This window comes from Gemmatimonadaceae bacterium, assembly GCA_020851035.1.
Classification (GTDB): Bacteria; Gemmatimonadota; Gemmatimonadetes; order Gemmatimonadales; family Gemmatimonadaceae; genus JACMLX01.
Map to the genome: position 1 here is coordinate 39516 of JADZDM010000012.1, position 24237 is coordinate 63752.

General features: G+C 70.2%; 17 protein-coding genes. 9 read left to right on the plus strand and 8 right to left on the minus strand.

Annotated features, from left to right (window positions below):
* Nucleotides 1-105: 105 nt before the first annotated feature.
* The 3 genes from IT355_09140 to IT355_09150 all read right to left on the minus strand — a co-directional run bounded on the left by IT355_09140 (nucleotide 106) and on the right by IT355_09150 (nucleotide 3982).
* Nucleotides 106-1953, minus strand: coding sequence for a peptidylprolyl isomerase (locus tag IT355_09140; GenBank protein MCC7053421.1), 1848 nt, complete (start codon nucleotides 1951-1953; stop codon nucleotides 106-108).
* Between the two features lie 35 nt (nucleotides 1954-1988).
* Complete coding sequence (locus IT355_09145) at nucleotides 1989-3020, minus strand: glycerophosphodiester phosphodiesterase (GenBank protein ID MCC7053422.1); 1032 nt, start codon at nucleotides 3018-3020, stop codon at nucleotides 1989-1991.
* 134 nt (nucleotides 3021-3154) lie between these two features.
* Nucleotides 3155-3982: a matrixin family metalloprotease gene (locus IT355_09150; GenBank protein ID MCC7053423.1), complete on the minus strand. Its 828-nt coding sequence runs from the start codon at nucleotides 3980-3982 to the stop codon at nucleotides 3155-3157.
* A 277-nt stretch (nucleotides 3983-4259) separates the two neighbouring features.
* On the opposite strand from IT355_09150, the gene IT355_09155 reads away from it, so the two are divergent.
* Nucleotides 4260-6281 carry an acetoacetate--CoA ligase gene (locus IT355_09155; GenBank protein ID MCC7053424.1) on the plus strand — a complete coding sequence of 674 codons (2022 nt, stop codon included), beginning with the start codon at nucleotides 4260-4262 and terminating at the stop codon, nucleotides 6279-6281.
* Nucleotides 6282-6305: 24 nt separating this feature from the next.
* Here IT355_09155 and IT355_09160 read toward each other — a convergent pair whose 3' ends face one another.
* Nucleotides 6306-8375, minus strand: coding sequence for a S9 family peptidase (locus tag IT355_09160; protein MCC7053425.1), 2070 nt, complete (start codon nucleotides 8373-8375; stop codon nucleotides 6306-6308).
* A gap of 138 nt (nucleotides 8376-8513) precedes the next feature.
* The gene (locus IT355_09165; GenBank protein MCC7053426.1) at nucleotides 8514-9923 is read right to left on the minus strand and encodes a hypothetical protein; all 1410 of its coding nucleotides are present in this window, start codon (nucleotides 9921-9923) and stop codon (nucleotides 8514-8516) included.
* Nucleotides 9924-10141: 218 nt separating this feature from the next.
* Between IT355_09165 and hppD the strand changes: the two genes are divergently transcribed.
* The 5 genes from hppD (at nucleotide 10142) to IT355_09190 (ending at nucleotide 17060) form a co-directional block, all read left to right on the plus strand.
* Complete coding sequence (gene hppD / locus IT355_09170) at nucleotides 10142-11266, plus strand: 4-hydroxyphenylpyruvate dioxygenase (protein ID MCC7053427.1); 1125 nt, start codon at nucleotides 10142-10144, stop codon at nucleotides 11264-11266.
* Nucleotides 11267-11300: 34 nt separating this feature from the next.
* Nucleotides 11301-12257: a hypothetical protein gene (locus IT355_09175; GenBank protein MCC7053428.1), complete on the plus strand. Its 957-nt coding sequence runs from the start codon at nucleotides 11301-11303 to the stop codon at nucleotides 12255-12257.
* Nucleotides 12258-12318: 61 nt separating this feature from the next.
* A complete protein-coding gene (locus tag IT355_09180) occupies nucleotides 12319-13503 on the plus strand; it encodes a homogentisate 1,2-dioxygenase (protein MCC7053429.1) in 1185 nt (394 codons plus the stop codon).
* Nucleotides 13504-13927: 424 nt separating this feature from the next.
* The gene (locus IT355_09185) at nucleotides 13928-14947 is read left to right on the plus strand and encodes a PEP-CTERM sorting domain-containing protein (protein MCC7053430.1); all 1020 of its coding nucleotides are present in this window, start codon (nucleotides 13928-13930) and stop codon (nucleotides 14945-14947) included.
* A gap of 526 nt (nucleotides 14948-15473) precedes the next feature.
* On the plus strand, nucleotides 15474-17060 hold the full coding sequence (locus tag IT355_09190) for an APC family permease (protein MCC7053431.1): 1587 nt from the start codon (nucleotides 15474-15476) through the stop codon (nucleotides 17058-17060).
* Here IT355_09190 and IT355_09195 read toward each other — a convergent pair.
* From IT355_09195 to IT355_09205, 3 genes are all read right to left on the minus strand, one after another.
* A complete protein-coding gene (locus IT355_09195; GenBank protein ID MCC7053432.1) occupies nucleotides 16993-17616 on the minus strand; it encodes a DUF502 domain-containing protein in 624 nt (207 codons plus the stop codon). The two genes, IT355_09190 and IT355_09195, sit on opposite strands and share 68 nt — an antisense overlap.
* Before the next feature lie 90 nt (nucleotides 17617-17706).
* Nucleotides 17707-18168 carry a hypothetical protein gene (locus IT355_09200; protein MCC7053433.1) on the minus strand — a complete coding sequence of 154 codons (462 nt, stop codon included), beginning with the start codon at nucleotides 18166-18168 and terminating at the stop codon, nucleotides 17707-17709.
* Nucleotides 18169-18250: 82 nt separating this feature from the next.
* Nucleotides 18251-20143, minus strand: a complete 1893-nt coding sequence (locus IT355_09205) for a serine/threonine protein kinase (GenBank protein ID MCC7053434.1) — start codon at nucleotides 20141-20143, stop codon at nucleotides 18251-18253.
* 93 nt (nucleotides 20144-20236) lie between these two features.
* On the opposite strand from IT355_09205, the gene IT355_09210 reads away from it, so the two are divergent.
* The 3 genes from IT355_09210 to IT355_09220 all read left to right on the plus strand — a co-directional run bounded on the left by IT355_09210 (nucleotide 20237) and on the right by IT355_09220 (nucleotide 24209).
* The gene (locus IT355_09210; protein MCC7053435.1) at nucleotides 20237-21451 is read left to right on the plus strand and encodes an FAD-dependent oxidoreductase; all 1215 of its coding nucleotides are present in this window, start codon (nucleotides 20237-20239) and stop codon (nucleotides 21449-21451) included.
* A gap of 62 nt (nucleotides 21452-21513) precedes the next feature.
* On the plus strand, nucleotides 21514-23478 hold the full coding sequence (speA, locus tag IT355_09215; GenBank protein ID MCC7053436.1) for a biosynthetic arginine decarboxylase: 1965 nt from the start codon (nucleotides 21514-21516) through the stop codon (nucleotides 23476-23478).
* Nucleotides 23475-24209 (plus strand): YIP1 family protein, encoded by a 735-nt coding sequence (locus IT355_09220; GenBank protein MCC7053437.1) that lies wholly within the window; start codon nucleotides 23475-23477, stop codon nucleotides 24207-24209. Before speA ends, IT355_09220 begins: the two co-directional genes overlap by 4 nt.
* Nucleotides 24210-24237 lie beyond the last annotated feature (28 nt).

The following is a 24237-nucleotide window of genomic DNA, read 5'->3' on the forward strand; positions in this document are numbered from 1 at the left end:
GGACGCCGTTCAGCGACCCTGCACCGCGAACGGCGTCAACGCACAGGTGCGAGGGACGCAACGAACTGCACCCGTCGGGAAGTGCAGGTCAGTGACTCGTCACGCTCAGCGCGGTCGCCGGATGATCTCGACGCGCTCGATCACGTTCCCCTCCTGGATGCGATCCATGACGTCCAGCCCCGACACCATGCGCGCCAGCACCGTGTAGTCGCGGTCGAGGCGGACGTTGTCCACGAGGTTGAAGTAGAGCTGGCCGTCGCCGGTGTCGCGGCCACGGGTCGAGATGCCGATGGTGCCGCGCGCGTTCCGCGCGAACCCCAGCTCGTCGCGCATGAACTCGCGGCTGCGGCCATCGTACTCGTCGGCGCCGGGGCTGCCGCCCTGCACGACGAAGTTCGGGACGATGCGGTGGAACGTGAGCCCGGTGTACTGGCCGGCCTCCGCCAGCTGGGCGAACACGCCGACCGTCACCGGGGCCTCGCTGGTCAGGAGCGCGAGTGTCATGCTGCCGAGGCCGCGCATGGTGATCCGTGCCTGCGCGCCGGCCAGGCCTGCGATGTAGTGCGCGGGAGGAATCGGCGGGATCGGCAGCGCCGTGGTGCCGGGCGCAACTGCCGTGCCCGTGCGGGCGGTGAGGATGCTCGCGGCGACCGCCGCGATGGCCGGATCACGGTCGTACAGGGCGTCGCGCAGCAGCGCGTTCGTCGACGTGTCCGGGACCTGGCCGATGAGCTTCAGCAGCGCCTCGCGCGGATCGCGCATAGTCATGCTGCCGCCGCCGGTGAGCCGGTTGAACGCGCCGACGACGCGCGGCAGCCGCGCGGCGAGATCAGGCGCCTGGGCCAGGCGCGCGGTGCCGGCCAGGACCAGCCCCGCATGATCGCTGCGGAGTGCGCGCACGGCGTCGTCGGCCGTCCGCAGCGCCGCCGCCGCCACGTTGGGATTCGAGTCGCGCGCGAGCACGTCCAGCGTGACGCTGTCGCCGATCGCGCGGGCTGCCTGTGCGGCATACGCCCGCGCCTGCCACACCGTGTCGCCGGCCGTGCCCGGCAGTGCGCGACGCACCGCCGCCGTGTCGCGGCGCGCGAGTGCCACGAGCGCGTTGCCGCGCCGCCGCCAGTTCGGGCCTGACGCGGCCACCGCCGACAGCGCTGCCGACGGGCACCCTCGTTCCATCAGGGCATGGCCGGCGGTGATGGCGACATGGTCATCGGTGTCGCGCAGGCCGGCAGCCAGCGTGTCGCAGGATGTCGCGTACCGGAAGGCCTCGACCCGCACCAGCGGCGACGGATCCTGCACGAACCGCCGCGTGCCGATGATGGCGAGGCGACGCACCTGCGGGCTCGGGTCCGCCAGCGCCGCTGCCGCGGTTGCGGTGTCCTGGGCACGCGCGGCGTTCAGCACCAGCAGCGCGATGATGCGAAACTCCTCGCTGGCGGTGGACGCGAACGCCGCCCGAAGTGCGGTCAGCGTGGCCGCCGACGGCGTGACGGTGCGCCGGTTCAGCCGGACAAGCGACTCCAGTCCCCGCGCGGCACCGGTGCGAGCACCCAGGTCCGACTCGCGCAGCCCGCCGGCCAGCAGCGACTCGGCGTTCGGTGGCACCGGTGCCCCTCGCCCGATCGCCTCGTAGATCGCCGCACGCACGGTGGCATCGCGCTCGCTGGCGAGTGCCGGCGCCCAGTCGCGCGCCACCTTCATCTGCGCCAGCGCACCGGCCGCTGCGGCCCGCACGAGGGGCGACGGCGAGGCCAGCAACGGCTCCAGTGCCTGCCGGTGCACCGGGTTCTCCAACCGCCCCAGGCCGCGCGCCGCCATGGCCCGCACGCGCGGCGTGCCGCTGGTGGTGGCACGCACCAGCGCCACGGCGCCGGCCTCGCGTGCATGTTCGGCCTCGAGGACCGGGCGCTCCACAGGGACCTGTGCGAGCAGGGGAAGGAGGAGATGCCACATGCCCGCAAGTGTATCGCGTGCACGGCGGATGCGCCCTACTGCCGCAGCGCCTTCACCGCATTGGCCGGGAAGTCCGTGAATACTCCATCCACCCCCAGCCTCGCGAACATCCGCAGCTCTGCCGCCTCGTCGCCGCGCCACATCGCCGGCAGGAACGGTGCGTCGCTGCGGATCGTCCAGATGTGCACCAGCAACCCTGCCGCATGGGCATCGCGCACCAGGGTGGAGGGCATGCCGACCGACCCGTCTGCCGCGGCGTCGAGGACCAGCTCCTTCGCGGCCCCGATGCCGTCCGCGTACCGGCGCACCCGTCGCAGGCCGGCCGGTGTGCGCATCTGCGCGAACGTCACCCCGGCGGAATCGGGCGGGTGCGCGGTCACGTTCACGAGTTGCACCAGCCGTGCCTTCGTCATCGGCCTGAGGCGGAGCAGGCTCGTGATCTCGAAGCTCTGGATGAACACCGGTGCGGTGCGGCGATCCCAGCCCACACGGCGCAGCGACGCCACCAGCTTCTCCTCCAGCGGCAGCCCGATGCGGCGGAAGTGTGCGGCGTGTTTCGTCTCGGGGTAGACGCCGACCGGCCGCCCGCGCGCGCGTCCCAGCCGCACGGCGAGGTCGAGCACCTCGTCGAAGGTCGCCACCTGATAGAGGCCGTCGTAGGCATGCCCGCGCGACGGGATCCGCTCGCGTGCCCGGAGCGTCTTCAACTCGGCGAGCGTGAAATCCTCCGTCCACCAGCCGGTGACGGTGTCGTCGTCGATGCGGCCCAGACGACGGCGCTCCGGGAACTTCGACGCCACGTCGGTGGTGCCGCCAATCTCGTTCTCATGACGCGCCACCAGGATGCCATCCCGCGTGCTCACGAGGTCCGGCTCGATGTAGTCGGCGCCCATCGCCACCGCGAGGGCGTAACACTCGAGCGTCTCCTCGGGCCGGTCGCCGCTGGCGCCGCGATGCCCGATGATCACCGGCAGCGGCGCGCGCGTGGGCGGGTCGGACGGTGTGCCGGCGCCGGGCAGCGCAAGCAGGGCCAGGGCTGTGACGGCGGAGCGGAGTGTCGAAGGCATCGGCGAACGGTGTCGCACCGCGCGGGCCGGCGCGAGTGGCCGCCCGCCACGAGTCCGCAACGGCGCTGCCAGCAGGTGGCGGAACGCACGATGCCCGCCGGAGCGGGCATCGTGTTCCTGCCACGAAGCCGGGACTACTCGGGGGTCCCGTTCCGTGCGGTCGTGTCGCGGCGCTGCCGGCCGCCGGTTTCCATGCGGGACGTTTCGTCCGCGCCGGCCACCACCCGGCCGGCCTGGAGCTGGTAGAGCTGAACCGCCGTCGAGCGGTCGGCATCACTCAGTTCGGCCACCTCCACCCAGGGCGCCATGATGTTTCGGGCATCGCTGGTGTGTGAGAGTCCGAGTGCGTGCCCCAGCTCGTGCAGGGCCACGGCGCGGAGTGCGCGCGGGGTCTGCGGCAGCCCGTCGCTGGCGTGCGTGCTGAGTGTCACGCGCGCGCGGCTGATCCAGCCCTTCGACGTGCTCCACCAGACCGTGCGGCCGCTTTCGTCCTGGCCCAGGCGCTCGGTCCAGAGCACGTGAATTTCCGCCGCCGCCGAGTCCGTGACGACCGAGAAGCGGACCGGCAGCCCCACCGTCGTCCACTCGCGCAGCGCCTGGTGTGCCATCTCGGGGAAGGCGGCATCCCAGCCCTCCAGCGCCCGCGCGCCCTGCACCCAGACACGGATCGGGTCGTCGGTGCGGTCCACCCAGCGCCGCACCACCGAGTCACGCGCCACGAGCAGTTCCGGCAGGTAACTTGGCGCAGCCGGCGCCGTGGCCAGGTCCAGGTCGTAGTCCAGCGGCAGCCGAACCGTCGCCGCGGTCATCAGCGTCTGGGCCGGCTGCGTGAACGGCATCGCGAAGTGAATCGCCGAGACCGAGTACGCCGCCGCACCATCGTCCTGCGCCTCCAGCGCTGACGGCAGGCTGACGCCGACAGTGCACATCATGTACGTCAGCAGCGAACGCAAATGGGACATGAGACCTTGCCGCAGGGCGCGTCGTCGCGCGGTGGCGCAGGGGATCGATCAACGTGGTGATGACGAGCCCTACCATTCGGAGTAACATTTTGTCGATCTCATCCATTGATGGTCTAAACGGTTGCTCCGCAGCGACATACGGATCAACATCGAGACCGCGCCCGGTGTCTGGGTGCGGCGCGAATGCCACAATGATTGGTCGATTCTCAGCGAACTCGACCACAAGCGATGAATGGATGGGTCCGCTGTGTGGCGTACGTGCCTCACTGGGGGGGGCATGACCGCCGTCTGGACCCCGGACCCCCGCCACGCCGCCCATTCCCAGCTGGCGCGCTTCCATCACCTGATGCGCGCGGCCCACGGTGCGGCCGCCGTGGGTGACGACTACGCGCACCTCCACACCTGGTCGGTGCGCGAGCGGGGCACCTTCTGGCGCGAGCTGAGCCGGCTGTGTGACGTCTCCGCCACCGCCATCGAGGGGCGCGACCCCTTCAGCCCCGCCGGCACGGGGCTCGACCACATGGCGCCCCCGACGCAGGACGGTGGTCCGCACTGGTTCCCGAACGCCCGCCTGAATTACGCCGAGCACCTCGTGAAGCACCGGGATCGCGGCACGGCACTCGTCGCGTGGACGGAGCGCGGCTGGACGCGCAGCTGGACGTACGAGGAGCTGTTCGCCGATGTCTCCCGCATCACGCAGGGGCTGCGTGCGATCGGGGTGCGCAAGGGCGATCGGGTTGCGGCGTTCATGCCGAACGTCGGTGAGACGATCATCGCCATGATCGCGACCACCGCGCTTGGCGCCGTCTGGACCTCGTGCTCACCGGACTTCGGCAACCGCGGCGTGATCGACCGCTTTGGCCAGGTCACACCGAAGGTGCTCATCACCACCGACGGCTACCGGTACGGCGGCAAGGTGTTCGAGACGCTCACGCGTGCCTGCGAGATCCGCGACGCGCTCCCGTCGGTCGAGCACCTCGTGGTGGTGCCGTACGTGAAGGCGGAGCCCTCCCTCCGCGGCATCGACGACGCCGTTGCCTGGCGCGACCTGGGGCGCGACGAACCACCCGACCTCTTCCCGGTCACGCGGGTGCCGTTCGAGCATCCGCTGTTCATCATGTACTCGTCGGGGACGACGGGGCTGCCGAAGTGCCTCGTGCACGGCCACGGCGGCACGCTGCTCCAGCACTTCAAGGAGCATGTGCTGCACGGCGACCTGCGACGCAGCAGCCGCATTTTCTACTACACGACCTGCGGCTGGATGATGTGGAACTGGCTCGCCAGCGCACTCGCCGTGGGAGCCACCGTCGTGCTCTACGACGGCGCCCCGATGCCGCCCGCCGAGAGTGACATCCTGTGGCGGCTGGCCGCCGAGGAGAAGCTCACGCACTTCGGCACCAGCGCGAAGTTCCTCGCGATGGCGGAGAAGGTCGGGCACCAGCCATCGACCGGGCACGACCTCGATGCGCTGGAGGTGATCTACAGCACCGGCAGCCCCCTCGCCGGCCATTCGTACGACTGGGTGCGCGACACCATCTCACCCGAGGTGCGGCTGAGCAGCATCAGCGGTGGCACCGACATCCTCTCCTGCTTCGCCCTCGGCGCCCCCACGTTGCCGGTGCATCGCGGCGAGCTGCAGTGCCTCGGGCTCGGCATGGCGGTCGAGGTCTGGGATGGCGACGGCACCCCCGTCATCGGCATGCCCGGGGAACTCGTGTGCACCAGGCCCTTCCCGAGCATGCCGGTGTGCTTCTGGGATGACGCCGACGGTGCACGCTACCGCGCCGCATACTTCGGGCACTACGACGGGGCGTGGCGCCACGGCGACTGGGCGCAGCGCACGCCGCACCACGGACTCGTGATCCTAGGGCGCAGCGACGCCACGCTCAATCCGGGCGGCGTGCGCATCGGGACGGCGGAGATCTACCGGCTGGTGGATCAGGTGCCGGAGGTGCTCGAGAGCCTGCTGGTGGGACAGGACGTGGTGGTCGACGGCACGCCGGACGTGCGCATCGTGCTCTTCGTGCGCCTGCGTGAGGGCGTCACGCTCGACGAGGCGCTCCGGCAGCAGATCCGGGCGCTCGTGCGGGCCGAGGCCAGCCCGCACCACGTGCCGAAGGTGATTCTCGCGGTGCCGGACCTGCCGCGCACCGTGAGTGGCAAGGTCACCGAGCTGGCCGTGCGTGACGTGCTGCACGGGCGGCCGGTGGTCAACGGCGATGCGCTCGCCAATCCGGATGCGCTGGACGCCTTCCGCGCACTGGTGGCCTCCGGCGCGCTGGAGGCCGCGCCCTCCTGAGCCGGCGCGCGCCGGGCGTCGCCCTCAGGGCACGATGCGCCCCGAGAGCCCCACCCGGTCGAGCATGAACGCGTAGTCGAACGCGATCTCGCGCAGGCGCTCGTACCGCCCGCTGCTGCCGCCGTGACCCGCGCCCATGTTCATGCGCAGGAGCAGGGGATTGGCATCGGTCTTCCGCTCGCGCAACCGGGCCACCCACTTCGTCGGTTCCCAGTACGCCACGCGGCTGTCATTCAGGCCGCTCGTCACGAGCATCGCGGGATAGGCCTGCCGCGCGACGTTCTCGTAGGGAGAGTAGGCGCGCATGTACGCATACTCGGCGGCCTGCGCCGGGTTGCCCCACTGTTCCCACTCCTGCGCCGTGAGCGGGATGCTGGCATCCGACATCGTGTTGATCACGTCGACGAAGGGCACGGCGGCGACGATCGCCGTGTAGAGGTCGGGGCGCATGTTCGCCACCACCCCCATCAGCAGCCCACCCGCGCTCCCGCCGTTCGCGAGCATGCGGTCGCGCGCGGTGTACCCCTCGGCCACCAGGAACTCCCCCACGTCGATGAAGTCGGTGACGGTGTTCATCTTCTTCAGCATCTTCCCGTCGTCGTACCAGGCCCGCCCCATCTCCTGCCCGCCGCGCACGTGCGCGATGGCGTAGATCACCCCGCGATCGAGCAGCGACACGCGGTTCGAGCTGAAGGTGGCTTCCGTGTTCGCACCGTAGGAGCCATACGCGTACTCGAGCAGCGGACGCCGTCCATCGCGTTCCAGCGGCAGCCGGTAGACGATCGACACCGGCACCAGGGTGCCGTCGCGTGCGGGGGCCATCCGTCGCTCGACGCCGTACTTCGTGGGATCGTAGCCGCCCAGCACCTCCTGCTGCTTCTTCACCACCCGGTCGCGCGTGCGCATGTCGTAGTCGATGACCGTGGACGGCGTCACCAGCGAGGAATAGGTGAAGCGCAGCGAGGCGGTCTCGAACATCGGGTTCGCCGCCAGCGACACCCCGTAGGCCGCCTCCGGGAAGCCGATGTCGTGCGGCACGCCGGTGGCGAGATCCGTGATCCGCAGACGGCGGAGCCCCGCGCGGCGCTCACTGGTGACGGCATGGCCGGCGAACACCGATACCTGCTCCACGAACACGTCGGCGCGCGGCGCAAGCCACTCCTCCCAGGCCGAGAGGTCGCGGCTGTCATCGCGCACCCGGGCGATGCGGAAGTTCGGGGCCGCGTCGTTCGTCACGATCCAGAACCACCCGTTCCCGTGCTCCACCTCGTACTCCACCCCCGCCCGCCGCGCCGCCACCAGCCGCGCGGGCTGTGCCGGCCGCGCGGCATCGATCACGCGCGTCTCCCCCTGGGTGAAGCTGCCCGACGAGATCGTGATGAATTTCCCGCTGCGCAGGCGTTGCACGCCCACGTTGAACAGGACGTCCGGCTCATGGTGCACCATCACGTCCTGCCGCACCGGCAACCCGATGACGTGCCGCCAGACCCGGTCGCCGCGCTTCGCGCTGTCGGTGGTCATGTAGAAGAGCGTGCGGTTGTCGCTCGCCCACGCCAGCCCGAACCCGAGGCGCTCGCGGCGGTCACGGAGGTACCGTCCGGTGCGGAGGTCCTTCACCCGGAGCGTGAAGTCCTCGTAGCCGGTGGTGTCCACCAGGACGGCCAGCAGGTTGTGGTCCGGACTCACCTCGAAGCCGCCGAGGCTGAAGAAGCTCCGGCCGCGTGCCTCGCGGTTCTGGTCGAAGATCACCTCCTCACGCGCCTCGAGCGACGTGAGCTTGCGGCAATAGACCGGGTACGGCTTCCCCTGCTCGGTGCGGGTGTAGTACCAGTACGGCGCATCGAAGGTCGGGACGCTGAGGTCCGTCTCCTTGATGCGCCCCACCAGCTCCGCGTAGAGCGCATCGCGCAGCGGCTGCGTGGGGGCGGTCATGGCCGCGGTGTACGCGTTCTCCGCCTCGAGGTGCGATGTCACGGCCGGGTTGGTGCGGTCCCGGAACCACGCGTAGTCGTCCGTGAGCGTTTCGCCATGCCGCGTCACGGAGACCGGCACCTTCGGCGCGACCGGAGGCGCGGGGCGCTGGGCCTCAGCCATGGATGCCATCGAGAGCAGGAGCGCGATCGTCGTCTGGAAGCGAACAGGAGGACACGGGTGGCGTCGGGTGATGGGCATGGTGCCGGGAGGGGTGAGGATGCCCGGCAGTACGCAGGGCATGGGTGTGGCAGGTGACGGTCACCGTCGCACGTAGTGCAGGCGGCGACCGTTGCGGGTCAGGATCAGCTGGTTCGTCGCGGTCTCGAGGCGGGCGCCCTCGAACCGGTGGCGACCCAGGTCACCACGGTCGAACACGAAGCGGTACGTGGCGCGCGGCTTGCCCTCGAGCGGAAACGCGACCATGAAGCCCAGCACGTCGTAGCCGATGCTGATCTCGGTCGGTGCGTCTCCCTTCGCGAACGTCACCACGTGCCGGCCCTGTCGTGCGAGCGTGAAGGAGGTGCCGCTGCGGGGGCGCACGACATCCACCTCGATGCCATGGACCGGCGTCCCCGCCGTGTCGACGACCACGATCACGACCGAGTCCGTCGGCGCACCGGTCGCAGACTGCAGCGTCACCGACGGCGGCTGCGGATCGCCGTCCGACTGCAGCACCACGGCGCCGTCGCGCACCGTCCACCGCCCGGCGGCCGACTCGTCCACGGCTCCATAGGCGAGACCGTACGAGAAGCGTCCGTCCGGGCGCAGCAGGATCTCCGAGGCCACCTCCCGTTCACCTTCCAGCCGATAGCGACCGGCAAGGCGCCGGAGCTCCCCTGGCTCGACCGGCGCGCCGGTGTCCGGGGTGCCCGTGGCTGGCGGGCCGGTGCGGCGGGTGACGGTGTTCACGATCCCGTTGGGCAGCCGCCATTCGAGGCGCTCGACCCCGCGCGAGGCCGTATCGACGGTGGCATGCATGGACGAGATGCGGGTCCCCGCCTGCTCGATGTGGCCGAAGACGTGACGCTGGCCACCGGCCTCCGCCGGCAGGAGCGAATCGATGACCAGCCGCTGAAAGAAGGGCGGGGCAGGCGCCAGGACCTCGAACGCCATTTGCCCGGCCGGCTCGGCAGGCAGCCGCCGAAGCACGTCGTCGAACACGGCGTACAACACCTGTCCGGCGGGCGGGCCAGCACTCCACGTCGTGTCCGTGCGTTGCGCCGTGGTGGCGACCTGCCGGATGCGCCCTCCCGCCACCTCGGTGCGCGTGTCGCGCACCAGCTCGCCGGTGAGGCGCGTGATCCGCGTGGCGCCGCGCCGGAACGCACCGGTGGCCGTGTCCACGGCGGCCCGCTCCGAGACACGGACGCCTCCGCCGGCGGCGTCCGGCTGCACGAAGTCACTCTGGCGGACCAGCAGTCCCGAATCGGCACCGGTGCCGCGAAGGTACCGGCGGACGATCGTCGCCCGCAGCACGGCGCCGGGCGAGCCCGGCACGCCGGTGAGCTCCGAGAGGAGTGTGTCCGCACGACCGCGCGGTGGTGCCGCCTTGTCCTGACGCTGGGCCTGACACGGCAGCGCGACGATCGCACCGGCCAGCAGGAGCGCGAGGAGCCCCCGTGCGAAGCTTCCCGGCCGGCTGGCGGGTTGCGCGGCGCGTCTGGACATGGGTGCCACGGGCTCGGAGGGGGGCAGGGCTGGGAGGCAGGAACAGCTTGCGCGGCGTCCGCGCTGGCTGCCGCGCCGTATCTTATCTTGCTGACCGGCACCACCGCGCGCACCGGATCGTGCGGCGCGGGACGCCCCACCACGCGACATCCCTCGTCGCGCTCCGCGTCGCCCCCAGCGGCGGCCCGCCGGCGCGGCATTCCCGGAGGCGAGCACCCATGGCGACGCAGACCAGGCCCGACGACGCGGCCACGCACGACACGTTCCCGATCAACGGTACCGACCATGTCGAGTTCCTCGTCGGCAACGCGAAACAGGCAGCGCACTTCTACCGCACCGCCTTCGGGTTCCAGCTCGTGGCCTACCGCGGCCCCGAGACCGGCGAGCGTGAGACCTGCTCCTACGTCCTGCAGCAGAACCGGATCCGGCTGGTGCTCACCAGCGCCTTCGACCCCGCCCACTGGATCAACGAGCACGTGCGTCGGCACGGCGACGGGGTCAAGGACATCGCGCTCTGGGTGGATGACGCCCGCGAGGCGTTCCGGCTGGCGGTCGAGCGCGGTGCCACCCCCTGGCGGGCACCCGAGGTGCGCGAGGATGCCCACGGCCGTGTGGTCACCGCCAGCTTCTGCACCTACGGCGAGACGGTCCACACCCTCGTCGAGCGCAGCGACTACACCGGTGCCTTCATGCCGGGCTACGAGCCGCGCGGCTCGGACCTCGTCACCGCCCCCGTCGGACTCGAGTACGTGGATCATTGCGTCGGCAACGTCGAACTCGGCGACATGAACCGCTGGGTGAAGTTCTACGAGGACGTGATGGGCTTCCGGAACCTCATCAGCTTCGATGACAAGGACATCAGCACCGAGTACAGCTCGCTGATGTCGAAGGTCGTGGCCAGCGGCAATGACCGCATCAAGTTCCCGATCAACGAGCCGGCCGCCGGCAAGAAGAAGAGCCAGATCGACGAGTACCTCGAGTTCTACCGCGGCGCCGGCGTGCAGCACCTGGCGCTCATCACGCACGACATCATCGGGACCGTCACCGCGCTGCGCGCGCGCGGGATCGAGTTCCTGCGCGTCCCCACCACATACTACGACACCCTCCTCGACCGCGTCGGGCAGATCGACGAGGACCTCGAGCCGCTGAAGGAGCTCGGCATCCTCGTGGATCGTGACGACGAGGGGTACCTGCTGCAGATCTTCAGCAAGCCGGTGCAGGACCGCCCGACGGTCTTCTACGAGATCATCCAGCGGAAGGGCGCCCGCAGCTTCGGCAAGGGGAACTTCAAGGCGCTGTTCGAGGCCATCGAGCGCGAGCAGGCGCTGCGCGGCAACCTCTGACACGCCGGGTCGTCCTCCGCCCACGCATTGGCGCATGACCGGTCCGGCGGCTGCGTCGCTGCCCGCGCTGAGTGCACTGCGCCTCGTGTCGTACGTGCCGCCGCAGCGTGATGCCGTGCACGTCGGCCTGCTCACACCCGACGCCGCATCGGTGATCGACCTCGCGCCGCTCGGCATCACCGACGTGCTCGAGGCGATCGACCAGCTCCCGATGCTGCGCCAGGCCGCCGGGGCCATCGTGCACGGCGCCGCGCGCGTGCGGCTGCCGGTGCAGGGCCTGCACCTCGTCGCCCCCATCCCGATGGCACGCAGCGTCCAATTCGCTGACGTCCAATCCGGTGACATCCAATCCGGTGACAGTGCACTCTTTTCCCCGGAATCCGGTGACAGTGCACTCTTTCCCAGTGCACTCTTTCCCCCGAAATCCGGTGACAGTGCACCAATTCGCCGGGACGCCCACGAAGCGGGGCCGCTGTTCGCCGACCCTGCCACGCTGCAGGGGCCGGGTGGCCATCTCGGCCGCGCCGAGGCACGGCTCGCCCGCGTCGGGCTCGCGGCCGTCGTGGGGGCCGTGCTGACGGCGCGGGCGACCCTGGATCACGAGGCCGTGTCGCACGCGCTGATCGGCACGGTACTCGTCCTGGGCTGGCCCCAGGCGGCAGGGGAGGCGGGAGCGCCCCTGCAGGTCGGCGCGGCGGGTCCGTACCTCGCCGTGCCGCAGCGCCAGCCCGCCTCGCTCACGCTCACCACAGTCGCACCACCCGGGCACACCGGTGCCGCCGACCGAGGCGTCGTGATCCCGGCGCCGGCACCCGGCGCGTTCGTCGCCTTGGCCCGGGCCGCGCTCCGGTCGCACGCGCTGCAGCCCGGTGATCTCCTCGCCATCTTTCCCCCGGTCGCCCCCGGACCGCCTGCCCCTCCCGTGTCGAGCGGCAGCTGGCTGCGCGGCAGTGCCCCGGGACTGGGCACCCTGTCGCTCGCCGTCCGGTAGCACCCTTGCCCCCGGCAGCGTCGCAGGTTTGGCGCTGCCCCATCGCCGTCCCGAGGTCTCCGTGCCCTACTATCACTCACTCGGCAGCGTCCCGCAGAAGCGCCACACGGTGCATCGCCGTCCGGATGGCGGCATCTATTCCGAACAGCTCATGGGCCACGAGGGCTTCACGGGCACCTCGGCGCTGCTCTACCACATCCATCCGCCCACCACGGTGCGCAGCGTGCGCCGCCTGCGTGACATGCGGCTCGAGGCCGAGGACGAGGAGGTCCTCAAACACCGGAAGTGGTTCACCTCGCGGCTCACGCCGGGGGGCAGTCCCACGCTCGATCGCGTGCCGCTGGTGTTCAACGCCGATATCGCCATGTACTACGTGGCGCCGGATGTCACGGACGAGCACTTCTACCGGAATGCCCAGGCCGACGAGGTGGTGTATGTCGCTCGCGGGCAGGGCATCGTCGAGACCCAGTTCGGCGACCTGCCGTACCGCGAAGGTGACTACGTCGTGATCCACCGTGGCATCATGCACCGCTGGAAGCTCGACCCCACCAGTCCGACGAACCTGCTCGTGCACGAGAGCCGCGGGCATGTCCGCTCGCCGAAGCGCTACCGCAACGAGTTCGGCCAGCTGATCGAGGGGGCGCCGTACTCGGAGCGCGACTTCGGCATCCCGCGGGTGCTGAAGACGTACGACGAGATGGGAGACTTCCGCATCCTCGTCAAGCAGTACGACGCGCTGCAGGAGCTGATTCTGGACCACCACCCGTTCGACGTCGTCGGCTGGGATGGCTGCTTCTACCCATGGACGTTCAACATCCACGATTTCGAGCCGATCGTCGGCCGCGTCCACCAGCCACCGCCGGTGCACCAGACCTTCCAGGGCGACGGGTTCGTCATCTGCTCGTTCTGCCCGCGGCCGTACGACTTCGACCCCAACGCCATTCCCGCACCGTACAACCACAGCAACGTCGATTCGGATGAGCTGATCTTCTATGCATCGGATGACTTCATGAGCCGGAAGGGGATCGAGTTCGGGGCGATCACCCTGCATCCGGACGGGATCCCGCACGGCCCGCACCCGGGCCGGATGGAGGCGAGCATCGGGCAGAAGGAGACGCGCGAGCTGGCGGTGATGATGGATTCCTTCCGGCCGCTGCGGGTGGCGAAGGCGGTGGCGGGGATCGAGGATCCGGCGTACCACACCAGCTGGATCGAGGCGCAACACGGGCGGGTCGCGGCGCCGTAAACGGGCGGCGCTGCGTTTGGGAGCGCCCTCTGCACCTGGGCACGGGAATTCGGACTCTGTCCGGATTCCCGCATCCTTTGATGGCGCCGCCGGCCCAGCCCGTCGTGCCAGATCATGGGAATACCCCTCCGGACGGGTGAGCAGTTTTTTCCGGGACGCGCTGCCGTGTTCGGCGTTGCGTTGCGCGGCCGCAACGAGAGCTGTAGTCCAGCCTCCGCAGTTTCGTGAGTCGGCGCAAGTCAGGAGACGAACACATCCATTGTAAGTCGTTGATTTTCAAAGACTCCCGGTGGAACACGATGCTGCGCCCGTTCTTGCCTTGGGCTGAGGTGTTAACAGCGGCGGCGTGCCGGAGCGAACCGCATCGCAGACCTGACGGCGCGCCACCACCCACCCATGCCCGAAAGGGCAGGAGACAGAAGCAATGTTGAAGCGAATGCGGATTCCCGCTGCCGCCGCAGCCCTCGCCCTCGTGGCAGGCACTGCAGGCGGACAGGCGATCATCTCCAACGGCACGGTCAAGCTCGGCATCAATGCCCAGGGGCATCTGAACAACGCCGGCGTCGGCCTCCGCTACATCACGCCGGCCCGGGAGTACGAGTCGACCTCCGACGGCTGTGAGTGTGAAGGCTGGGGCGTGGGCGTCCGTTCCGGCGGCGTCGTGACCTCGTGGGGCGGTGCGAACGATGCCGTCGGCGGCGTGACGAACCTGACGAACATCGGCTTCACGAGCGACGCGTCCTCGGCCACCTCGACGGTGCGCCTGACCAGCGGTGCCACCCTCCAGATCTCGCACGAGTACAAGCCGAGCAGCGTGCCGAACCTGTACGAGGTGAACATCACCATCACCAACACCGGCGCTGCGACGATCGATGACGTCGTCTACCGCCGCGTGATGGACTGGGACATCCAGCCCACCGCCTTCAGCGAGAACGTCCGTATCTCCGGCTGGGGCGCCACCAACCTGATCGGCGCCGGCGACAACGGCTTCCTCTCGGCCCAGCCGCTGAGCATGACCGGTTCGGTCAACGGCTGCACGATTGCCGGCTCCTCGGCTGTCTGCAACGGGAACTTCGAGACCAGCGTGAGCCGCGATCGCGGGTCGTTCTTCGACTTCAGCTTCGGCGCCCTGGCCGCCGGTGAGTCCCGCGCGTTCCAGACGTTCTACGGCGCAGCCGGCACGCTCGACGGCCTGCTGGCCGCCCTCGGCTCGGTTGGCGCCGAGGTCTACACCGCTGCCTGGTGTGCCGGTGGTTCCTCGGCATGCTCCGGCAAGGCCGGCCCGGGCGTCTTCGGGTATGGCTTCAAGGGCGTCGGCGGCACCAAGCCGCCCGAGCTCCCGGGTGGTCCGAGCGTCGTGCCGGAGCCGTCCACCTACGCGCTGCTCGCCACGGGCCTGGTCGGCTTGGTCGGCATCAGCCGCCGTCGCCGCAACGTGGCCTGATCGGCACACTCAGCGGTACGCAGGTGTAGTTTCTCGCGGCACCGGGACCTCGTCCCGGTGCCGCGTCCCGTTCGCCCCCAACCCGTCCGGAAGGTTCGATGACGATTCGCTCCGTCACGTGCGCGGTGCTCGCCTCGCTCACCATGGTCACCACGCTCTCCGCACAGCAGGCTGCCGCCCGCACGCGTGCACCGGGACCGGCATTGCCGCCCGCCCCGTTCGAGCAGCCCGAGTTCGGCGCCACCTTCCGCTACGACGACTTCTCCAACCGCATCCTCGGCGGTGAAGGATTCGTCACCCGCTACGTCGACAACGCCGGCCGCGGCGGGGCACGGTTCGGCATCTTCTTCGTCGACAATGCCGCCCGACCGCTCGAGTACAACCAGGACTCGCTCGCCGCCCTGTTCCCGCTCAGCCTCGGCAAGCGCGCCCGGTTCGTCGCCTCGCGCGGGCAGCTCGAGTGGCTGTATGACGCGCGCGTCGTCGACACCGAGCGCATCACCACCCCCGCCGGCACCTTCGACACCTGGGTGGTCGAGACCATCGAGGCGCCGAAGCGCACGCGGAGCCCCGCGCTCGCCCGCACGCACGTCACCACCTTCTGGTACGCGCCGTCGGTGCGCAACATCGTCCGCCTCATGGTCGTGACCACCACGCCGGGTGGCGTGAAGGAGCTTCGTCGGTCGCAGCTCCGGAGCATCGAACACCCCCGCGCCGGTGCCCGCTGATCGCTGAGGCCACCGCGCCCGTCGCGGCGCGCGCATCGGGACCGCCCGCGCCGCGCCTCAGGCTCCTCGGCCTCGTCTTCGTCCTCTACTTCACCGTCTCGGGTGGTGCCTTCACCCTCGAGACGCTGGTCGCGACCGTCGGGCCCGTCATCGCGCTCTCGGCGCTGATCGTGATCCCGGTCTTCTGGGCCATCCCGGAAGCGCTGCTGATCGGTGAACTGGCCAGCATGCTCCCGGTCGAGGGCGGCTACTACCGCTGGGTGCAGCGCGCATTCGGCGACGGCTGGGGCTTCCAGAACGCGTGGTGCACCTGGCTCTACTCGCTGGTCGAGATGTCGCTGTATCCGGCGATCGTCATCCAGTACCTCGGTGCGTTCGCACCGGGCCTCACGCGCGGCTGGATCGTGCTCGTGACGCTGGTGGTGATCTGGGTGCCCACGCTCCTCAACCTGCGCGGCGCCGTGCCGGTGGGACGGGTGTCGGTGCTCATCGGCATCCTCGTCCTCGCCTGCTTCGGCCTGCTGGCCCTGTTCGCGCTGCCGCGCATAACACATGCGCCATGGGCGACGCTCGGCCCGACGGAGCCCGTGCGATGGTCGTCGCTTGGGACGGGGCTCAGCCTCGCGCTCTGGAACTGGATCGGCTGGGACAACGCCAGCACCGTCTGCGGTGAGATCGAGGATGCCGAGCGCACCTATCCCCGGGCGCTGGCGCTCGCCGTGCCGCTGGTGGCGCTGGGCTACCTCGTGCCGCTGCTGCCCGCGCTCGCCGCCGACGACTGGCGCACCTGGCGCGAGGGGGGATGGCCCGACATCGCGCGGGCGGTCGCGGGGCCGGCCGGCCCGCCACTGGCCGTCGCGATCATCGTGCTCGCCATGCTCAGCGCCACGGCGATGTTCAACTCGCTGCTCCTCGCCTATTCACGCATCCCGCTGATCGTGGCGCGTGATGGACTGCTCCCGCGCTGGCTGGCGGTGACGGATACGCGTGGAGTTCCGCGGCGCTCCATCCTCCTCGCCTCGACGCTCTACAGCGGCATCGCACTGCTGCCGTTCTCCGAACTCATCTCGGCCGACGTGCTGCTCTACGCCGTGGCGCTCGCGCTGGAGTTCGCGGCACTGATCCGGCTCCGTCGCACCGAGCCGACACTGCGGGGGTCGTTCCGACTCCCCATCGGGCGCGGCGGACTGGTGCTCCTGGCGCTCTGCCCGATGGTGATCCTCGTCGGTGTCTCCGCGCTGGAGCTGCAGGCGGGGGAGTTCGGGGGGCGGGCCTTGCTGGTGGCTGCGGCGACCGCCGCGGCCGGCCCCCTCGTCTTCACCGCGCTCGCCCGGCGCCGGGAGCGGGGTCGGGCGACGTCGGCGGCACCCCCGTCGCGGGGGTGAATCCGCTCCCGTTCGACTTCTCCGTCACGCCACCGGAGACGATGAACGTCATGAGTTCCGCGCTGCCGGCCTGCACCAGCGTCACGTGCTGCGACGGCACGAGCACGAGCTGGCCCGTGAAGGCGTAGCTGTGCGGCAGGTACACGGCGACATGGTCGGTGAGCCCGAACATCGACACGTCGCGCCGCGTCATGAAGCCGAGCGCCTTGGCCTCCGAGCCCGGGTAGAGCGTGACCATCACGGCCGTGTCGAAGCGCCTCTTGTCGCCGACGAACGCCTCGAAGAAGTCCTTCGCCGTGCCGTAGAGAAGGCGGATGAAGGGCAGCTTCTCGAGCACGCCATCGAGCAGGCCCACCAGCGAATCGGCGAGCACGTTCGAGCCCAGCGCGCCGACCAGCGTGATGAGGCCGATCGTGATGGCGAAGCCGACGCCGGGGATCGCCACCGGCACCCAGCTGTCGATGGCCGTGACGATCGAGTAGCAGACGTAGACCGTGAGCGCGAGCGGCGCCATGATCACGAGTCCGCGGAGGAAATAGCCAGCCAGGCGTCGCATGCGCGGGGAGCAGGGGAAGGGCGTGCCGGCAGCGGCGCCCGCACCCGGACAAGGTACCCGGATCAGTTCCCGGTCCGTCGCGCGCCGGCCTCAGGGCAGGGCGAAGCGGACGGCAGGGGCGTTCCCCAGGCTCACCGGGACGGCGCGCAGCCGGAGGGACACCCCTCGCGGAAAGCGGGCCGCAGTGTCGCTGCGCACGAACGCCGTCTGGAACGGCTGCGAGGTGCCCGGAGCCACGTTGAACGGCGCCGCACAACTGGCGAGGTCGTCGAGCTGGCGCGCGTCGAGCACCACCCAGGTGCCGGAAGGCGTGAGGCTGTCGATGACGAGCTCGGGACGCAGGCAGCCGGCGCTGCGGAAGGTGCCGTCGGTGCGGTTCTCGATGATGGCAGCGACCTGGAGCTGCTGCGCCGTGGTGCCCACCGTCACCGCCGACGTGAGCCGCAGTCCCACGTCACTCGGCTCGAGGGACGACGAGCATGCGGCAGGCAGCAGCACGAGGCTGACGGCGATGGCCTGCGCAGTCCTGCGGCCGGGCTGGAAAGGTGTCATGCGAGTGCTCCGCGCCTCTTCGGTGAACGACTGGCCCGCGATCCGTCGTCGATCGCAAGGTACCGTCCCGGTGACCGCTCGGTCACGTCACGACGGTGACGACGGCGGCGAGCATCGCCGCATCGTCGCCATCACGGCGATTCGCCGAGGCGGGTGCCGGGAGCTCACCGAACAGCGCCTGGCTCTCGAAGCTCTGCTGCAGCGCCAGGAGCATCGTGTCGAGCTCCTCCTGCCCCTTGTGCATCGCCTTCCGCAGGATGGCGCGGTAGCCGTACATGGCGCCGACGCCGACGAGGCCGCCGATGGCCAGCGCGGGCAGGGATGCCAGCGCGAGGCCGCCCAGCACCTTGGTGCCGATGCCGATGGCGGCGCCGAAAAACCCGCCGCCGCTCCCGATTGCCGACCAGGTGATCGCCTTCAGCTGCTTGCGATAGCCGGCGCGGAGGTCCCCGGTCACGACCACCTCGCACTCCGGCGCCGCGGCGGTGCCGCGCGCCTTCAGCGTCACGTTCAGCACGCCGATCTCGAGCTGCGCGCACCGGTACATCAGCGCGCCGTTGCGGCTGAAACCACCGCTGCCCACGCGGCCGTCCGACATGGCCTGATACAGGTTCGGCACGTCGAAGCGCAGGATGCCGCCGTCCAGCGGGTGGCCGTTCACCGTCTCCCGCACCTTGAGATGGAACGGTGTGGCGGTGAACACCCGCCCGATCAGCTGCAGGGCGACCTTCGGTGACACCCGCAGTGTGCGTGACGCGCTGATGCTCCGGTCGCTGGTGCCGAACATCAGCGTCAGGCGACGCTCGTCGCGGTCGCTGAGCGCGGCGACGGCCACCGCACCGTGGCTCGCGGCCGCGGTGCGTTCCGCCAGCGCGATGGCGACGAACTGCCGCGAGATCCCCGCCTCGACCGCGGCCGCCTCGACGTCGCGGACCCGGTACGTGTCGGTCGGCACGGTCGCCGACCCGTCCGCCGGGGCGGCGAGGTGCACGCTCTTCTCCATCCGCCGCGCGGCCTCCGCCTGCAGCTGGGCCGCGCGCTGCCAGACGGCGGCGGCATCACGTTCCGAGATGACCTCACCGCCGGTCGCGGCTACCGCTCCGCGCTCGGCCGTCACCACCTCGTCCAGCGCCTTGCCGAGGGCATCCGCCAGCGCTTCCGCGCTGTCCCACCGGCTCCCCGGTTCCTTCGCGAGGCACTTGTCGATCACCGCTGCGATGGGACCAGGCACCATCGGCGACACGCTGCGAAGCGAGGGTGCGGCCTTGGTCACGTGCGACACCAGCACCGCATTGGGCGACCCCTCGAAGGGCAGCCGGTTGCTCAGTGCGTGGAATCCCACCACCCCCAGCGAGTAGACGTCGCTGCGTGCGTCCAGCGGGTCGTCGCTCGCCTGCTCGGGGCTCATGTAGAACACCGTGCCGAGCACGCTGCCGTCGGCAGTCAGCCGCGCCTCGGCGGTGCGCAGGTCGCGCGCGATGCCGAAGTCCGTCACCATCGCACGCCCGGTGTCACGCTCGATCATGATGTTGTCGGGCTTCACGTCGCGATGGATCACGCCGCGGGCGTGCGCGTAGGCGAGGGCCCACGCCGTCTCGCGGAGCAGGCGCACCACGTCGGCCACCGGCAGGGCACCGCGTTCGCGGATGCGGTCGCCGAGCGACTCGCCCTCGACGAACCCCATGCTGAACCAGACCTGCCCGTTCGCCTCGTCGGCGCGGTGCACCGGCACGATGTGCGGATGGCTGAGCTTCGCCGCCGTGCGGGCCTCCCGCAGGAAGCGCTCGCGTGTCGCATCGCTGGCCGTGCCGGTGAGCAACACCTTGATCGCGACGAGGCGGTCGAGCAGGCGGTCGCGAGCGAGCCAGACCGAGCCCATCCCGCCCTGGCCCAACGGGCGCACGATGTCGAACGCCGTGCGAACGGCGTCGGGGATCGTCGGATCGGCAGGCTGGGGTGCGGGGAGGCTGGTCATCAGGTGCTGTCGTCAGGACGGGAAACGGGAGCGCGTGGTTTCGCCCGGGCTGTCGCGGCCGTGGGAAATCTCGCACGATTCCCCGGTGGCGGGATGGCGTGCGTAGACTCCAGCCATGCCAGCCGCCGCATCCTCCCTCGCCCGCCGGTGCGTCGCCTGAGCCGCCGCCACCTCGTGCTGGCCGGTGCCGGCCATGCCCAGCTCGACCTGCTCGCCGCCCTGTCGCACGGCGTTCCCGACGGCTGGGACGTGACGCTGGTGACCCCGCAGCCGGCGTTCCACTACAGCGGGATGCTGCCGGCGGTCATCGCGGGCCTGGAGCCGGCGTCCGCGGCCGAGATCCCGGTGGGCGCGATCGCACGGGCGGCGGGCATCTCGGTTGCCGTCGACGCGGTTGCGGCCCTCGATGCCCGGTCGCGGAGCCTCACGCTGCGGGGCGGGCGCACGATCGGCTACGACATCCTGTCACTCGACGTCGGCAGCGTGCCGGCCGGCCTGGATGTGCCGGGAGTGCCGGCGCACGCCCACCCGGTGCGACCGTTCGTGCAGGCGCTCGCACTGATGGCCCGGATCGACGAGCGGATCCGTGAGACGACACATGGCGCTGCCCTCGCGATGACGGTGGTGGGTGGCGGCGCCGCGGGTGTGGAGATCGCCTTCGCGATCCGCGCGCGGGTGATGCGTGCCGGGCGCCTGCCCCGCATCACCATCGTCGATGCGGGCGCCGGCGGCGGTCTCCCGCTGCCGGGCTTCGCGACGGCAGCGCGCGAGCGTGCCGCGCTGGCCCTGTCCCATCGTGGGATCAGCGTCCGCGCCGCCCGTGTGCTGCGCGTGCATCCCGGGTCGATCGAGGTCGATGTGGATGGCCGGGAGGAGACACTCGCCACCTGTGCCACGGCCTGGGTCACCGGGCCCGCTGCGCACCCCTGGCTCGGCGCGAGCGGACTGCCGTGCGACGCCGGCGGCTATCCGCTCGCATCGCGCACGCTGCAGCTCGACGGGGACGGCACCGCCTGGGGCGGGGGGGATTGTGTCACGCTGCGCGATGCCGGTCGCACGGCGCGCGCCGGTGTCTACGCGGTGCGGATGGCACCCGTGCTGGCGGCGAACGTGCTCGCGACCATGCGCGGCGACACGGCGCGGGTGCACTTCGCGCCGCAGCCGGACTTCCTCGCGCTGCTGAGCACCGGCGACGGCTGTGCGCTGCTCCGATGGCACGGCGTCGCGCTCGAGTCGCGGTGGGCGCAGCGGCTCAAGACCCGGATCGACACCAGCTACCTGCAACGCTACCGCGCGCTGCCCACCTGAGCCCGCAGGTGGCGAGGCGCCAAGCATACCCCCGCCTCCCGGCATGCCCTAGAATTCCGCCCATGACAACCCTGCCGCTTCCGACGCCCGCCGCGCCCGGCGCCATCACGCCGTGGACCATCGACGACGCCCGTGCCCTCTACAACGTGGAGGGGTGGGGCAGCGGCTACTTCGACATCAACGCCAAGGGGCACGTGGTCGTCCGGCCGGACCGCGAGCACCCCGATCGCGAGGTGGACCTCTTCGAGCTGGCGCAGGACCTCGAGGCGCAGGGGGTCGCCATGCCCGTGCTGCTCCGATTCTCCGACCTGCTGCGCTCGCGCGTGCACCAGCTCAGCGAGGAGTTCGAGGCGTCGATCAAGGAGTACGGGTACACCGGCAAGTACACCACCGTCTTCCCGATCAAGGTCAACCAGCAGCGCCACGTCGTGGAGGAGATCCACGAGTTCGGCCAGCCGTACGGCGTCGGCCTCGAGTGCGGCTCCAAGCCCGAGCTGCAGGCCGTCATCGCGCTCACCGACAAGACCGACCACCTGATCGTCTGCAACGGCTACAAGGACCACGAGTTCATGCGGCTGGCCCTCATCAGCCAGAAGCTGGGGCACCGGGTGTTCATCGTGCTGGAGCAGCTCTCCGAGCTCGACGTGCTCCTCGAGGTGGCCGATGAGCTGGGCGTCGTCCCGACCGCCGGCGTGCGCATCAAGCTCGCCTCGGCCGGATTCGGGCGCTGGGCGCAGAGCGGCGGCGAGAAGAGCAAGTTCGGCCTCAACGTCGCGCAGCTCGTCAAGCTGATCGACAAGCTGAAGGCGCTGGGCCGGCTCGACATCCTCAAGCTCATCCACTTCCACCTCGGCAGCCAGATCCCCGACATCCGCTACATCAAGGCGGGGTTGCAGGAGGTCGCGCGCTTCTACGTGGAGCTGCGCCGCATGGGTGTGGACGTCACCTACGTGGACGTGGGCGGTGGCCTGGGCGTGGACTACGACGGCACCAACAGCACCGCCGAGGCGAGCGTCAACTACACCCCGCAGGAGTACGCCAACGACGTGGTCTACACCATCGCCGAGGCCTGTCGCGAGCACGAGCTGCCGATGCCGAACCTCATCAGCGAGAGCGGGCGCGCCCTCACCGCGCACCACGCGCTGATGCTGGTGAAGGTCATCGACGTCGAGACGAACACCGTGCCGATGATGCCGGAGCTCACCGACGACGACCACACGCTGCTCCACGAAATGCTCGAGGACTGGCACACCGTGCACAGCGGCCAGGAGCTCAAGCCGCGCAAGGTGCGCGAGATCGCGCACGACGCCAGCTTCGACAAGGACCGCGCCCGGCAGTACTTCAGCGCCGACGCCCTCGACCTGCGCTCCCTCGCGATCGCCGAGCAGCTCCACCTCGGGATCATGAACGGGCTGCAGCGCCTCGTCCGCGACGACACCGAGGAGTTCGAGGACATCCTCGCCGAGGTGGAGGCCGCGCTCACCGACCGCTACTTCTGCAACTTCTCGCTGTTCCAGTCGCTCCCCGACCACTGGGCCATCGACCAGCTCTTCCCGGTGATGCCCGTGCACCGCCTCGACGAGCGCCCCGACCGCATGGGCACGCTGCAGGACGTCACCTGCGATTCCGACGGCAAGATCGACCGCTTCGTCGGCGACCGGAACGGCCGGCCGAGCCTCGAGCTGCACGTGCCGCGGGACGACGACGACTACGTGCTCGGCATCTTCCTCACCGGTGCCTACCAGGAGATCCTCGGCGACCTCCACAACCTGTTCGGCGACACCAACGCCGTGCACGTGAAGCTGGCAGAGGACGGGCGCTACGTGGTCAGCGACATCGTGCACGGCGATACCGTCACCGAGGTCCTCAACTACGTGCAGTTCCACGCCCCGAACCTGCTTGCGACCTTCCGCCGCAAGGTCCAGAATGCCAGCGGCATCACTCGCACCGAGGCCAATGCCTTCATCGCGGACTACATCGCGGGCCTCGAGGGCTACACCTATCTCGAGGGGGAGGCAGCGCGATGAGCGACCCGGTCCCGATGGACACGCAGCCGGTGCAGGCGGCGCCCGCGAACGCCGGCTCCTGGGAGGACGCGCTCGACATCTTCTACGCGCCACGACAGGTCTTCGAGCGGCGCCGCGACGGGAAGTACTGGATCCCCCTGCTCATCCTGTGCGCCGTCTCGGTGGCGATCTACTTCCTGTCGATCCAGTTCAACGAGGCGGTGGCGGACGCGGAGTTCTCGCGTGCGATGGCCGAGCAGGCAGCCAAGGGCGGGCAGAAGATGACGGCGGAGCAGGTCGCGGCCGCCAAGGCGTTCGCCGGCAAGTTCAAGGCGCTCGTCGTCTACATCCTGCCGGTCATGCTGGTCATCTCGGCGTGGGTGTCCGGCGTGATCATCATGCTCCTCGGGAACATGATGGGTGGGAAGCTGAACTTCGCGCAGGGGGTGACGGTCGGCGTGCTGGCCAACTTCCCGGAGGTGCTGGGGCGTGCCGTGGTCGGGGTGCAGGGCCTGTTCCTCGACACCGCCACGGTCACCAGCAAGTACGCCTTCGCCACCAGCGTGGCGCGGTTCATGTCCGCCGATGCGAACAAGTTCCTGCTCAAGCTCGGGGCGCTGGCCGACCCGTTCGTGATCTGGAGCTCGGTGCTCGTCGGGATCGGCGTCTTCGTGATCGGCCGGGTCGAGAAGGAGAAGGCCGCCGTGCTCGCGATCATCCACGCCATCGGGTACGCCATCATCGCCCGCTGAGCCACGCTGGCACCCGCATGCGACGATC

Bases quoted from the DNA above. Each gene is read 5' to 3' on its own strand.
- IT355_09195 (MCC7053432.1), bottom strand. From the start codon at position 17,616: ATGCGACGCCTGGCTGGCTATTTCCTCCGCGGACTCGTGATCATGGCG.
- IT355_09185 (MCC7053430.1), top strand. From the start codon at position 13,928: ATGTTGAAGCGAATGCGGATTCCCGCTGCCGCCGCAGCCCTCGCCCTC.
- IT355_09175 (MCC7053428.1), top strand. From the start codon at position 11,301: ATGACCGGTCCGGCGGCTGCGTCGCTGCCCGCGCTGAGTGCACTGCGC.
- IT355_09200 (MCC7053433.1), bottom strand. From the start codon at position 18,168: ATGACACCTTTCCAGCCCGGCCGCAGGACTGCGCAGGCCATCGCCGTC.
- IT355_09220 (MCC7053437.1), top strand. From the start codon at position 23,475: ATGAGCGACCCGGTCCCGATGGACACGCAGCCGGTGCAGGCGGCGCCC.
- speA (MCC7053436.1), top strand. From the start codon at position 21,514: ATGACAACCCTGCCGCTTCCGACGCCCGCCGCGCCCGGCGCCATCACG.
- IT355_09145 (MCC7053422.1), bottom strand. From the start codon at position 3,020: ATGCCTTCGACACTCCGCTCCGCCGTCACAGCCCTGGCCCTGCTTGCG.
- IT355_09160 (MCC7053425.1), bottom strand. From the start codon at position 8,375: ATGGCTGAGGCCCAGCGCCCCGCGCCTCCGGTCGCGCCGAAGGTGCCG.
- IT355_09155 (MCC7053424.1), top strand. From the start codon at position 4,260: ATGACCGCCGTCTGGACCCCGGACCCCCGCCACGCCGCCCATTCCCAG.
- IT355_09165 (MCC7053426.1), bottom strand. From the start codon at position 9,923: ATGTCCAGACGCGCCGCGCAACCCGCCAGCCGGCCGGGAAGCTTCGCA.
- IT355_09205 (MCC7053434.1), bottom strand. From the start codon at position 20,143: ATGACCAGCCTCCCCGCACCCCAGCCTGCCGATCCGACGATCCCCGAC.
- IT355_09140 (MCC7053421.1), bottom strand. From the start codon at position 1,953: ATGTGGCATCTCCTCCTTCCCCTGCTCGCACAGGTCCCTGTGGAGCGC.
- IT355_09150 (MCC7053423.1), bottom strand. From the start codon at position 3,982: ATGTCCCATTTGCGTTCGCTGCTGACGTACATGATGTGCACTGTCGGC.
- IT355_09210 (MCC7053435.1), top strand. From the start codon at position 20,237: ATGGCGTGCGTAGACTCCAGCCATGCCAGCCGCCGCATCCTCCCTCGC.
- hppD (MCC7053427.1), top strand. From the start codon at position 10,142: ATGGCGACGCAGACCAGGCCCGACGACGCGGCCACGCACGACACGTTC.